The sequence below is a fragment of the Nocardiopsis listeri genome, assembly GCF_020741345.1.
In the GTDB taxonomy this organism is placed as follows: Bacteria; Actinomycetota; Actinomycetes; order Streptosporangiales; family Streptosporangiaceae; genus Nocardiopsis; species Nocardiopsis listeri_A.
The window spans coordinates 31,286-43,478 of record NZ_DYZD01000008.1; the positions used below are offsets into that span (position 1 = coordinate 31,286).

12 protein-coding genes are annotated in these 12,193 nt (G+C 69.1%); 3 read left to right on the plus strand and 9 right to left on the minus strand.

Annotation, left to right across the window (positions count from 1 at the left end; all coding sequences use genetic code 11):
• Positions 1 to 188: 188 nt before the first annotated feature.
• Positions 189 to 986 (minus strand): CPBP family intramembrane metalloprotease, encoded by a 798-nt coding sequence (locus K8V84_RS00395; protein WP_304069134.1) that lies wholly within the window; start codon positions 984 to 986, stop codon positions 189 to 191.
• Positions 987 to 1,010: 24 nt separating this feature from the next.
• Here K8V84_RS00395 and K8V84_RS00400 point away from each other — a divergent pair, with 24 nt between their 5' ends.
• Both K8V84_RS00400 and K8V84_RS00405 read left to right on the plus strand, forming a co-directional pair.
• Entirely contained in the window at positions 1,011 to 1,643 is a 633-nt protein-coding gene (locus K8V84_RS00400; protein WP_304069135.1) for a TetR/AcrR family transcriptional regulator, read from the plus strand.
• Positions 1,644 to 1,872: 229 nt separating this feature from the next.
• Positions 1,873 to 2,124 carry a PLD nuclease N-terminal domain-containing protein gene (locus tag K8V84_RS00405; protein WP_304069136.1) on the plus strand — a complete coding sequence of 84 codons (252 nt, stop codon included), beginning with the start codon at positions 1,873 to 1,875 and terminating at the stop codon, positions 2,122 to 2,124.
• A gap of 42 nt (positions 2,125 to 2,166) precedes the next feature.
• On the opposite strand, the gene K8V84_RS00410 is transcribed toward K8V84_RS00405, so the two are convergent.
• The 4 genes from K8V84_RS00410 to K8V84_RS00425 all read right to left on the minus strand — a co-directional run bounded on the left by K8V84_RS00410 (position 2,167) and on the right by K8V84_RS00425 (position 7,335).
• Positions 2,167 to 2,568: a four-helix bundle copper-binding protein gene (locus K8V84_RS00410; protein ID WP_304069137.1), complete on the minus strand. Its 402-nt coding sequence runs from the start codon at positions 2,566 to 2,568 to the stop codon at positions 2,167 to 2,169.
• Positions 2,565 to 3,923, minus strand: a complete 1,359-nt coding sequence (locus K8V84_RS00415; protein WP_304069138.1) for a cytochrome P450 — start codon at positions 3,921 to 3,923, stop codon at positions 2,565 to 2,567. Before K8V84_RS00415 ends, K8V84_RS00410 begins: the two co-directional genes overlap by 4 nt.
• Before the next feature lie 68 nt (positions 3,924 to 3,991).
• On the minus strand, positions 3,992 to 6,016 hold the full coding sequence (locus K8V84_RS00420) for a CocE/NonD family hydrolase (RefSeq protein WP_304069139.1): 2,025 nt from the start codon (positions 6,014 to 6,016) through the stop codon (positions 3,992 to 3,994).
• An 11-nt stretch (positions 6,017 to 6,027) separates the two neighbouring features.
• Positions 6,028 to 7,335 carry an acetyl-CoA carboxylase biotin carboxylase subunit family protein gene (locus tag K8V84_RS00425; RefSeq protein ID WP_304069140.1) on the minus strand — a complete coding sequence of 436 codons (1,308 nt, stop codon included), beginning with the start codon at positions 7,333 to 7,335 and terminating at the stop codon, positions 6,028 to 6,030.
• Positions 7,336 to 7,623: 288 nt separating this feature from the next.
• Here K8V84_RS00425 and K8V84_RS00430 point away from each other — a divergent pair, with 288 nt between their 5' ends.
• Positions 7,624 to 8,589 carry a TIGR03557 family F420-dependent LLM class oxidoreductase gene (locus K8V84_RS00430; protein WP_304069141.1) on the plus strand — a complete coding sequence of 322 codons (966 nt, stop codon included), beginning with the start codon at positions 7,624 to 7,626 and terminating at the stop codon, positions 8,587 to 8,589.
• A 60-nt stretch (positions 8,590 to 8,649) separates the two neighbouring features.
• On the opposite strand, the gene K8V84_RS00435 is transcribed toward K8V84_RS00430, so the two are convergent.
• The 4 genes from K8V84_RS00435 to K8V84_RS00450 form a co-directional block, all read right to left on the minus strand.
• The gene (locus K8V84_RS00435) at positions 8,650 to 9,789 is read right to left on the minus strand and encodes an aromatic acid exporter family protein (protein WP_304069142.1); all 1,140 of its coding nucleotides are present in this window, start codon (positions 9,787 to 9,789) and stop codon (positions 8,650 to 8,652) included.
• A 26-nt stretch (positions 9,790 to 9,815) separates the two neighbouring features.
• Positions 9,816 to 10,667 carry a Rieske (2Fe-2S) protein gene (locus tag K8V84_RS00440; RefSeq protein WP_304069143.1) on the minus strand — a complete coding sequence of 284 codons (852 nt, stop codon included), beginning with the start codon at positions 10,665 to 10,667 and terminating at the stop codon, positions 9,816 to 9,818.
• Between the two features lie 101 nt (positions 10,668 to 10,768).
• Positions 10,769 to 11,125, minus strand: coding sequence for a hypothetical protein (locus K8V84_RS00445; protein WP_304069144.1), 357 nt, complete (start codon positions 11,123 to 11,125; stop codon positions 10,769 to 10,771).
• Positions 11,126 to 11,173: 48 nt separating this feature from the next.
• The coding region (locus K8V84_RS00450) for a cbb3-type cytochrome c oxidase subunit I (protein WP_304069145.1) at positions 11,174 to 12,193 on the minus strand (1,020 nt) is incomplete at its 5' end.

Genomic DNA, 12,193 nt, shown 5'->3' on the forward strand with positions numbered 1-12,193 from the left:
GTGCCGGCGGCTCGTTGGGATCTCGAACAACGACCTCACACCACCGGGCACCTCCACACCGATGCGAGTCGACCTCTCGAGGAGGTTGTGGAGCCCGATTCCGGACCATGAAGGGCTCCTCTCCTTGCTCGGGTGATGGCGGAGGCCCGTTCTGTTCCTTCGGCACGATCCCGTACGAGCAGGGTGCGTCAGCGCGACCCGGCGCTCCGGGGCGCGAACAGGGCGGCGGCGCCCAACAGCGGCACCGCGGTGATTCCGGTCAACAGCCACAGGGTCGCCGGCTCCAGGCCGTCGACGTCGGTCAGCAGGTTCAGGGCCGAGAACGGCAGGGCGTGGGCGAAGACCGCGGGCCACACGCTGCCGAACCTGGCCACGACGGCGCTCAGATACAGGCCCAGCGGAAACAGTCCCACGGTGGAGACCAGCGCGATGTCCCAGGGCAGGACTCCCTGGACTGCCATGGTTCCGTGCAGGGGCACGTGGAAGAGCACCCACACCGCGGAGACCACCGCGGCCGAGCGCCAAAACCCCCAGGAGTCCAGGGCACGCTGCAGGAAACCCCGCCACGCGGCCTCCTCCCCCAGGGTGCTCAGGGAGAACAACAGCACGGCCGGGATCAACAGGACCGCGACCTGTGCCAGGGCGGGCCATGGTTGTGGTTCGGCCGCTCCCAGGGCGACCACGGGCAGCACGCTCAGTGCGTAGACGGCGACCAGCACGGCCACCGCTGTGGCGCCACCGCCCAGGAGACGGCGCCATCCGCCGGGGCGTAGGGACCACCACGTCGGGAGTCCGCCTTCGAGGGGCACCAGGCGGAGCACCAACAGGGAGACGAGCGCCGGCAGCCAACGGCCGACGATGACGAACCACTCGGGGATCGGTACGTCGAGGAGGAGGAAGGCGCCGCAGATCAGGGCGATCGAGAACAGGACCAGGAGGGTGAACAGACCGGCCGCTCGCAGCGGCCGCTGATTTGTTCGCTGCACAAATAGGGACGTTAGCATGGCGCGATGACGGAACAACGACGCAGACGTGGCCCTCGGGGGGACATCAGCGCCGAGGATCTCCTGGTGGCGGCCGAGCACGTCCTGAGGTCGGGCGGGCCCGGGGGGCTCAGTCTCAGGTCGGTGGCGCGTCGAGCCGACGTGACACCGACCGTGCTGTACACCTACTTCGACGACATGGCGGATCTGCGCAACCGGCTCGGCGACGACTTCCTCGGTCGGCTCGACCTGACCCTGTTGCGCTCGTTTGCCCCGCGGGAGGCGCTGCGCCGTTTCCTGCACCACCTGTTGGCCGTCTTCCACGACTCCCCCGGGCACGTGGCGCTGTTGGCCTCCCAGCGGGTGATCGGCCCGCACGCGTTGGCCCTGAACGAAGCCCTCCTGGGGTTCTTCGTCGAGGTCGTCGGGCACACGCCCGAGCGGGCCGCCGCCCTGACCATGTTCGCCACCGAGTGGGTGCACGGGCGCCTGTTGCTCTGGCCGTCCAATCCGGTCACGGAGGGCTTCACCCGGGCGATGTCCAGGATCGATCCGGCGCAGTTCCCGCGTACGACGGCCTCGCTGTCGGCGTCCGTCGAGGACGAGGGGGTGGAGTTGCTGGTGTCGGCGGCCGTCCCCGAACCGTCCGGGTCCGGCTGATCCTCGAAGAGGAGATCAGGCCTCACCGGACCCGGGCGTCCGTACCCCCGACGAAAGTCGGTACCGCGCATCGACCATGGCGACACCGCACGTCGAAACCGCGCGGCCGAAGGCACAGGCGGGAACGTCCCGGCGGTGGATGTGGAGGCGGGTGCGGCGCTTCTAGCGTGGACAACGTCCCCGGCGGTCACGGAATCGACCGCTTTCCCGAAGCAGAGAGGCAATGATCATGACCCTGGAGAACCTTCTGGCCGAGGCCTCCACCGAGACCCTCTTCGGCCTCGGATTCGCGGGGGTGTTCCTGGCCGTCGCTCTGGCGGTGGTCGTGCTGGTCGTCGCCGCGGTGTTCAGCGTCCTCTTCTCGCGGATCGGTTTCGGGATGAAGGTCGTCTGGTTGATCTTCGTCGTCATCGCACCCGTCATCGGGGCGCTGCTGTGGTTCCTCATCGGCCGCAACCACACACCGGTCCGCCACTGGTGAGGGACCCGGTGGGAGGCCCCCTCCGGGCCCCGTTCCGGCGTCTCACAGGGCGTCGAGAAGGTCCTGACAGGCCCGTGAGCACGCGCGGCACGCCTCGGCGCACACCCGACAGTGTTCGTGGTGTTCGGCGTGTTCCTCGCACTCGCGCGCGCAACGATCGCACGCCTGCACGCAGGCTTGCAGGACCGACGCGACGAATCCGTCCTCTTCGGCGGTCCTGCGCACGAGCACCCTCTGCGTGGCCTCGCACAGGTCCGCGCAGTCCAGGTCGGAACGAGCGCAGGAGACCAACTCGGCCACCGTCTCCTCCCGCATGCACGCGTCCGCGCACACCACGCACACCTGGGCGCAGAGTCCACACGCCTCGACGACGGCACGCACCTTCTCCCCCACACCCTCCGGATCGTCGGGATGGGCGTACAGCATCTGTCCGACCACGCTCATAGGTCGATACCTCCTTGTGCCGTGCCTTGGTAGGAGAAACGCAGGGTGAAGTGGTCGAGGGAGGCGGGCAGCTCGTGCCGACGCAGTGGCGGTGCCTCGTCCACCCGGTGCAGCGGACCGCCCCGTAGCAGCGCTCGCAAGAAGAAGGAGACGGTCATCGGAACCAGGTCACGCCCCGGACATCCCGCCGGACCGTAGCCGAAGGGCAGGATGGCGGGTTCACGTTCGGCGCGTCCGTCCGCCCAGATGGCCGGTTCGAAGGAGTCGGCGTAGGGCAGACGGCTGGCATCCCGGTGGAAGTAGCCGCTCATCACCAGGAACGCCGTGCCCGGTTCGATGGTCCGCTCACGCCAGGTGGTCTCGCGCAGGCTCTCCCGGATCACCATCAGCGTGGTCGGCCACAGCCGGACGGATTCGCGCAGGGTCGCCCGCAGCAGCGGCAGGTCCAGGCCGTCCTGGGTGAGACCTTCCACGCGGGCGGTCTCGGCCGTGGTCCCCTGGGACGTCAACAGGGCCAGGGCGCGGAAGGTCGCGATGGCCGCCGAGTCGAAGGCGAAGAGCCAGTGGGCGGCCTGGTCCTCCGGACGTTCCTCAGAGCACGGCCGGCCCGGACGTGCGGCCAGGGCGTCGGGGTCGGCGCGGTCGACGTCGGCACGCACCCGGTCCAGGAACGAACCTCTGGTGCGCCGGTCCACCGGCGACAGGTACGACCGGTTGGCGCGGGCCCGTAGGCGCCGCAGCAGGTCGGTGGTTCGTCGATCCCGCGCCGCGAACGCCCCGAAGACCACCCGGCGCGCGAGCGCGTCGAAGGTGCGGGAGAACCTGGCCCAGTCCAGGACACCACCCAGCGATCCGGCGTTGCGCAGCGCCGCCACCAGGGCCCGTGCCTCTTCGTCCGCGTGCGCGGCGATGGTGCGGGCCTCGGGGTGGATGGTTCGGCCCAGGGCCAGGGCCTGCTCGTTGGCCTCTCGACGTCGGGGCCGGTCCTCCTGCGCGAAGACCAGGGCTCCGTGTGGTTGGAAGTGGGCGAGCGCGCCGCGCTTCTCCGCTCCTACGGGAGAGAACGGGTCCGGTGTGCCGCGCAGGAGCACGCGCACGTCCTCTGCCGCCAGGACCAGGGCGATGCGTCGGCCCGTGTAGCTCAGGGGCAGCGGGTCGTCGCCGTGCCGTTCGCGGAGCGCGCGCAGTGTCGATATGAGTCTGCGGTCGCCGCCGGTGGCCGTGGCCAGGGCCTCTCCGACGGGGCGGCGCACGACGGCGCCGCGCGCGACGACGGGCAACAGGACCGACGACAAGGCCCCCAGGGTCTCCCCGGGGTTCGTGCCGTTCGCTTTGTGGTGCGACTCGTTCTGCATGGGTCGAGGCTCTTCCTGGTTCGCCGTCACCGGCATGCGCGCTCGTGTGGTCTCGTCCGGCCATGTGGTCACACGTGGTCACGGGGCAGGCTCTCGGTCCATTGCCGGGAGAAGATCCGTTCCCCGGACTCGTAGGCGTCGAGGGTGGCGTGCACACGGAACTCCTCCTCGGTGCACTCCAGGGCCGTGTAGGTCTCCGTCCTGGTGTGCCAGTCCCCCCGGGAGAAGCACATCGTCCACGCCGTTCGGCCGCACACCGCCGTGAAGTCGTCCCCCACCGCCTCGTAGGTCTCGTGTGCCTTGCGGGTGACGTCGAGGTCGACCTCCTCCAGGTGCAGGACGCCTCCGTCCTTGACGATCCGCAAGGTGAACCGGTTGTCCACCAGGTCACGGTGCACCGACCAGTCGTGCTCGCCCTCGCGGGTGCGCCTGGTGCGAATCGCGGGTGTGGCCTCGGGTGGGCCGAACACCTCCTCGTGCGAGTCCTCCTCCGGAACCTCCTTTCGCACCGGCAGGACGAGGGCGCTGTTCTCGGGATGGACCGACATCAGTGCCGGCCGCGGTGGTGGCCAGGCCAGCGGCCAGTAGGAGGTGGACAGCGACAGTCGTATGCGGTGGCCGGGCGGAAAGGCCTGGGCGACACCGTTCATGGTGAGCTCCACACGGTAGGTCTCCCCCGGCACCAGGGGTTCGGGGCGCTGGTGCCCGTTGCGGTGGGTCAGGTTGAGCAGACCGTAGGTCACCCGGGTGGCGCTGCCGTCGGGTGCCACGTCGCACAGACGCGCCGCGACCATGGCGACCGGTTCGGTTACCGAGAGTTCGAGGACGACCTGGACGGGCCCCAGGATCTCGACCCGCTCCTCCAGGGGTTCGGTGTCGTAGACCAGGGAGCCTCCGTCCTCCTCTCGTTGGTCGTAGGGCAGGTCCGGCGGTGCGCTGTAGGAGGCCCACTTGCCGGCGAACTGCCCCACCGACAGGGGCGAGAGGATGCTCTGTTCCGCGGTGCTGCCCTGTTCCCCGTGGACGCCGAGCCGGTTCTCCGACAGCGTCAGGGAGCGGTGTTCGACACGGTCGGACGGCCAGTGGGGTTCGTGGATCCAACGTCCGGGGCGTTCCTCGTAGGAGGTGGAGGGCGGGACGCTCTCCTGCATCCAGAGCCAGAGTCCGGTCTCCTTTTCGACCCCGTTGTCCTCCCCCTTGGTCCATCGGTCGAGCCAGCGCACCACCTCCTGGAGGTAGCCGATGGCCGGTCCGGGGACCCCCATGTGCGGGTAGCGGTGGGACCAGGGGCCCACCAGGCCCTTGACCGGGGTGTCGAGGTTCTCCATGAGTCGCATGACCGCGTTGGAGTAGCCGTCCGCCCAACCACTGGAGGCCAGGACCGGGCACCGGATCCGGCTGTAGTCCTCGCTGACGGAGGCGTGCCTCCAGTAGCCGTCGCGGCGCTGGTGGCGGAGCCACTCGACGACCCAGGGGCCGTTGGCCTCCAGCCTCTCCAGCCACATGCGCCGCCAGGCCGGGCCGACGATCTCCGGGTCGGGTGGGCAGGTGCCGTAGGCGAAGGTGGTTCCGGACTCGGCCAGGTTGTCCGAGAGCAGGCAGCCGCCCATGTAGTGGAAGTCGTCGGCGTACCGGTCGTCGGTGAAGGAGCTGATGGCGATGGTCCGCAGGCTCTCGGGGCGTCTGGCGGCGACCTGGAGTGCGGAGAACCCGCCCCAGGACAGTCCCATCATCGCGGTGTTGCCGTCGCACCAGGGCTGCTCGGCCAACCAGGCCAGGACCTCCTCGGCGTCCTGCTGTTCGCGCTCCAGGTACTCGTCGATGAGCACGCCCTCGGAATCGCCCGTGCCCCGCAGGTCGACACGTACGCACGCGTAGCCGTGCCCCGCGATGTAGGGGTGGTGCATGGAGTCGCGCACCGCCGTCAGGTCACGCTTGCGGTAGGGGATGTACTCCAGTACCGCCGGTACGGGCTCCCGCTCCGCCGACCGTGGTCGCCACAGTCGCCCCGCCAGACGTACCCCGTCCGACATGGGTATCCAGAAGTGGTCCTCGATCCGGATCTCACACGGCAGATCCTCCACCAGACGCATACGCACCTCCCTCAGTTGCCGGTGACGCCCTCGACCCGTTTGTGGCCGCCCTCGTCGTCCTCGAACTCGAACCGCAGGCCCTTCACACAGCGTTCGTACTTGGCCTGCATCTCCAGCTCGCTCGCACCACCGATGATGATCTTGGCCAACTCGAAGCTGTAGCTGTCCTGGGCGAGCATCTCGGAGAGGCGTTGGCCCACGCTCGGAACGATGCGGACCCTCACACCCGACAGTTCCTTCTCCAGGGCCTCCACCTCCTCGGTGGTGGGCACCCGGGTGACCAGTCCGTCCCGGAAGCGTCGGTGGTACCACTCCGCGGCGAAGGAGAACTCTCCCTTGAAACCGTCGGCGCGCGCGGGGTCCTCGTTCAGTGCCAGGCAGAGCATGCGTTCGTGGTTGGACACGCCGTCCACGAGTTCGAAGAGGGCGGAGTGGCTCTGGGAGAGGCGGGGGTTGATCTCCACGATGCCGAGGTCGTCCTGGAGCAGGTCGTAGAAGAACTCGACGCTGAAGGTCGAGTGGTCCAGACCGTGTCGTTCGATGACGCGCACGGAGATGTCCCTGATGTGTTCCTGGACCTTCTCGGGAAGGCTGGAGGGGTACTGGTGACGCAGGAAGGACGGGTTACCGGGGAAGTCCACCGAGTCCAGAACCGCGTACACGTTGACGTCACCGTTGTGGACGTAACCCTCGGCTGCGGTCTGGAACCCGTGCAGGGCGCCCTCGGCCAGGCAGTGGTGTCGTCCCGCCGCCGCGACCTCCGGGGGCAGCTCCACCCGTTCCAGGACGCTCTCGAAGGGGCGACCGATCCTGTCGACGCTTCGCCGAATGCGGGCCGCCGCCGTCTCGAAACCCTGGTCGTCCTCCACTCGGTAGGCCAGTTCGGAGGAGGCGGACTTGATGGGCTTGAGCCACAGGGGGTAGTCCAGGCCGTGTTCGGGGGTGTCCGCGTCCAGGTCGACCAGGGAGAAGGGCGGATGGGCTTGGGTCACCTGCGCCTGCAGGAACCGGCTCCAGTACTTGTGCTCACATCTGACCACCGCCTCCAGGTCCGCTGCGGGCAGCCCGCGCTCGGCACACAGGATCGGCACGAGCAGGGTGATCGGAAAGTCGCGGTAGCCGATGATGGCGTCCACCGTGCCGTCGAACCCGTCGAGCACGGCCCGGGCCGCGGCGAGGGTCTCCTCGATGTCGATCTCGCCTCGTTGCAGTTCCTCGATCCCCAGGAGCTGGTGGAACCGGCAGTCCCGACCGGTCGGTGTCCTCGCCAGCAGTTCCCGGTTGCGTTCGTCCAGACCCATCACGAACACGTTCTTCACGTCCTCGCACCGCCCTTCGTTCGTCGATGTCGATCGGGGGACGTGAGGGGATGTCCTCTGTACTGGCGCGCCTACCCGTGCCCCACCCGTCCCATACGTACACCGGTGCGCCGTTTGCCTTCCGATGAAGGTGGGGGCGACCGTGCCGGTAACAGTGCGCAGGTCGGGCCACCGTTTTCCCGGCCAGGGTTCCGGGTAGCCGACCCGCTACGGCCTCCGCGGCGGCACTCGCGGCCAGGACCGCCCCCTTCTCCCTCGTCGACGACCCGTCCAGACCGGGAGGACACCATGACACGGTTCGGATACTTCCTCGCGACCGAGGAACACGGCCCTCAGGAGTTGGTACGCCAGGCCAGGGCCGCGGAAGACGCCGGCTTCGACGCCCTGTGGATCTCCGACCACTTCCACCCCTGGCTCGGCTCCCAGGGGCAGAGCTCGTTCGTGTGGTCGGTGGTCGGGGCGATCGGGCAGGTCACCTCCCTGCCGGTGGCCACCGCCGTCACCTGTCCGACCACCCGGATCCATCCGGCCATCGTGGCCCAGGCCGCGGCGACCTCCGCGGCCATGACACGCGGCGGCTTCGGCCTCGGTGTGGGTACCGGAGAGGCGCTCAACGAGCACATCCTCGGCGATCCCTGGCCGCACGCGGCCCGGCGGCTCGCGATGTTGGAGGAGGCCATCGAGGTCATGCGCGAGCTCTGGTCCGGGCGGACGGTGAGCCACCACGGCGAGTTCTACACCGTGGACACCGCGCGCCTGTACACCCTTCCCGAGGAGCCTCCGCCGATCCTCATGTCGGCCTTCGGGCCGAAGGCCACCGCGTTGGCCGCGCGTGTGGCGGACGGTCTCGTCCAGGTGGCCCCGGCCCCTGAGACGATCGACCGTTTCCGGCGGGAGGGCGGCGCGGGCAAACCCGTCCAGGGCGGGCTCAAGGTCTGCTGGGCGCCGAACGAACAGGACGCGGTGCGCACCGCCTACGAACGCTGGCCCAACGAGGCGTTGTCCGGTGAGGCCCCGCAGGTGCTGCCCTCGCCCCGCCACTTCGAACAGCTCACCCAGGGGTTGGTGACCCCGGAGATGGTCGCCGAGGAGGTCACCTGTGGTCCGGACCCCGAGCGGCACGTGGCCGCGATCGAGACCTACCTGGAGGCGGGGGCGGACGAGGTGTACGTGTGCCAGGTCGGGGACGATCAGGACGGCTTCTTCGGGTTCTACTCCGAGGAGGTCCTGCCCCGGCTGCGCGGGGCGCGCTGAGGAGGGCCGCGTCGTGCCCGCGCTCAGGGGTCCGGAGTCCGGCCGTGGTTCGTGGCCCGGTCAGCCGACGGCACGGCTGCTGTTCTCCTGTCCCTGGTCGATCTCCTCCAGGAGTCGCTCGGCATCGGTGAGCAGGGCACCCTGGATCGGCCACCGCTCGTCGTCCCAGGAGCGGAGCATGCGTTCACGTTGCTCCACCACCTGGTCCAGGGCCTCCGTCACCAGGGCCTTCAGCGCGTCGGAGGGGACGTGGTTCTCCGGTTCCTCCGCGTCCCGAACGAGCGCGAAGGCCCGCGAGACCCGTTCCATCACCAGTGCCAGTTCTTGGAGGAAGGGGTCGTCGGGCGCGGGAGAGCGGGTGCCGGAGCCCAGGGCCTCCCGCAGGGTCCGCACCAGGGACATCATGTGCTGGGAGGCGCGGCTCAGGGCGTAGATCCAGTTCCGGTAGGTCCTGAGCCGCCCGACCGGTACGCCCCCTCGCCTCATCAGGCGCCTGGGATTCAACCGGAAACGGTCCTCCTGGCGGCGGACCGTCTCAAGGGCGTTGCGCGCGGTGTCGTCGAGCCTTTCGGAGGCCTGGTCCCAACGGTCCAGGTCCAGCCCCTCCTCCCCGCCACGCAGCCCTTCGGCGACGTCGCCGCTGAGCGAGGACAACCCGTCCGCGAAGTCCAGCACGGCGTTCTCGGCGTCCCTGAAACGAATGGCCGGAGCCATGAGGGTGTTGACGATCAGGGCGCTCACCGAACCGACACAGACCATGAGCAGCAGCGACCCCAGGTCCTCGACGTCGGTCGCCGCCCCGCTCGCCAGGGCGAAACCGGCGATCACCGCGATCTGACCACCCTGGCCGCCGAAGTACCTCAACTGGCCCACCAGCAACGCCACCACGATGGCCAGGGCCAGCGACCACAGGTGCGTTCCCACCGTGAGACCGATGGCCCCGGCCAACAGCGCGCCGAGGAACACGGCCACCACGTAACGGCCGGAGTTCAACACCGACCCGTACACGGTGGGCCGGACCACCAACAGCGCCGCGAAGAGCGCGAATCCCAGCTGGGACTCCTCCCCCAACAGGACACCCACCGCGTAGGCGACGACGGAGGCGATCGCGGACTTGAGGACGAAGAGCAGGGTCTCCCGCTCGAAGCCGCGCCTGCGGTAGGCGCGGCGCAGCGTTCTCGTCAGATGCTTTTGGAACATCTCCCCTCCGGCAGGGTGTCTCCGTGTCAGGTGGGGGTGAGTCTGACCCACAGCCGGCCTTCCACGATCGACGTCTCCAGGGGTTCCACCGGGGCGGTCGCGGGCCCGTGGACGACCGTTCCACCATCGAGTCGGAACTCACTCCCGTGCCAGGGGCAGCGCACGCACCCGTCGGTCAGCTCCCCTTCGGCCAGGGGCGCTCCCATGTGCGGGCAGGTGCCCACCAGCACCGACACCGAACCTTCCGTGCGGGCCACCACCACCGGAACGCCCTCGATGTCGTCGCCGGCCGGGTCTCCCTCAGGGAACCGCTCCAACGGCCCCAGGTCGTGCCACCCCTCGGGCACCAGATCGACGAGGTGGTCGGCGCTGTTGGCCCCGCCCGCGCGGTGGTAGGCGATGTGCCCGCCCAACGCGCCACCGAGACCGATGGCGCCGAGGCCGGCCAGGGCCAGCGTCCTGCCCCGGCCCCACCTTCCACGGGCACGCGCCAGGGAGGAGGCGCCGAACAGCAACGTCCCCACCCCGTTGACGGCCGCGTGCACCACCCCCACCCGCTGCTGGCGCTCGTGCTGCTGAGCCCAGTCGGCCAGCCCACTGAGCACGGCGGGTGAGACGGTCAACAGACCGATGTCGACCAGGGCGCGGGCTTCGCGGCGGTGGTCCCCCGGCAGCAGGTCCAGCAGGACGGCGGCCGTCCACGTGCCCATGGGCAGGTGGATCAGGATCGGGTGGAGCGGGTGCCCCAGTGGGACGCCGTTCAGGACGTCGCGCACGGTTCCCGAGGGCAGCCGTCCGGCGAGGCCCTTCAGACGGGCGACCATCGGGTCGAGACGATCCTCGCGTTCGATCTTGCGGATGCGTTCACCGAGTCTCATGGTCGCTCGACTACCCGGACGACCGCCCCCACAGTCCCTCCCCGAGCGACATCCCGTGAGCCTTGACCGGTATTTTTCCGCGCTCTGGGAACGTGCGGGGCTCAGTCCGGGCCCGGCGTCTGCCCCTGGTAGAGGAGGCTGCGATGGCCGTCGACCGCGTATCTGGCGCCCCCACCGCCATGGGTGTGCAGGACCAGGACGTCCGTATCGGGACCCACGGTGTCGACGGGCACCCGGGCTCCGTCCCAGGGCCCGCCGATCACCTCGAACATGGCGTGTTCACGGCCCCACACGAAGAGCACCACGATGGCCAGGACCGGGACCGCGCTCGAGAGGAGGAACATCGTCTCCCCCGTCCAGGTCCAGATCATGTTCAGCGCGACCATGCACAGCAAAAGGACGCAGACCGTGACGGCGCGGCCTCTCTGGGACGGCCCTCGCCTCGGGTGGGCGCTCATGTCCACGATCGACCCCTCCTCCTCCCGCGCCGCGCCCGGCCTGGTTCCTCAGTCCTTTCGCGCACGTTCGGGATCGGTCCAGGCGGAGGCCGCCACGTACGGATGGTGCAGGTCGAAGGCCGGGCGCTCGGACCGGATCCGCGGCAGCGACGTGAAGTTGTGCCTGGGCGGCGGGCAGGACGTGGCCCACTCCAGCGAGCAGCCGTAACCCCACGGGTCGTCCACCTCCACCAGCGGCGCCTTCTTCGCGGTGACGTAGATGTTCCAGAAGAAGATCAGCGTCGAGGCCGCGAGCACGAAGGAGGAGATGGAGGAGATCTGGTTCAGCTGGGTGAACCCGTCATCGGGCAGGTAGTCGGCGTAACGACGGGGGAAGCCCGCCACGCCCAACCAGTGCTGCACCAGGAAGGTGCCGTGGAAGCCCAGGAACAGCAGCCAGAAGTGGAACTTGCCGAGCTTCTCGTTGAGCATCTTGCCGGTGAACTTGGGCCACCAGAAGTAGAAGCCCGCGAACATCGCGAACACCACGGTGCCGAACACCACGTAGTGGAAGTGCGCCACCACGAAGTAGGAGTCGGTGACGTGGAAGTCCAGCGGCGGCGAGGCCAGGATGACGCCGGTGATGCCACCGAACAGGAACGTCGCCAGGAAACCGATCGAGAACAGCATCGGCGTCTCGAAGGTGAGCTGCCCCCGCCACATCGTGCCGACCCAGTTGAAGAACTTCACACCGGTCGGGACCGCGATGAGGAAGGACATGAACGAGAAGAACGGCAACAGCACCGCGCCGGTCGCGAACATGTGGTGCGCCCACACGGTGACCGAAAGCCCCGTGATGGCGATGGTCGCCGCGACCAGGCTCTTGTAACCGAAGATCGGCTTGCGGCTGAACACCGGCAGGATCTCGGTCACGATGCCGAAGAACGGCAACGCGATGATGTACACCTCGGGGTGACCGAAGAACCAGAACAGGTGCTGCCACAGGATGGCACCACCGTGCGCCGGGTCGAACACGTGGGTGCCGACCATGCGGTCGGCGCCCAGGGCGATCAGGGCACCGGTCAGGAC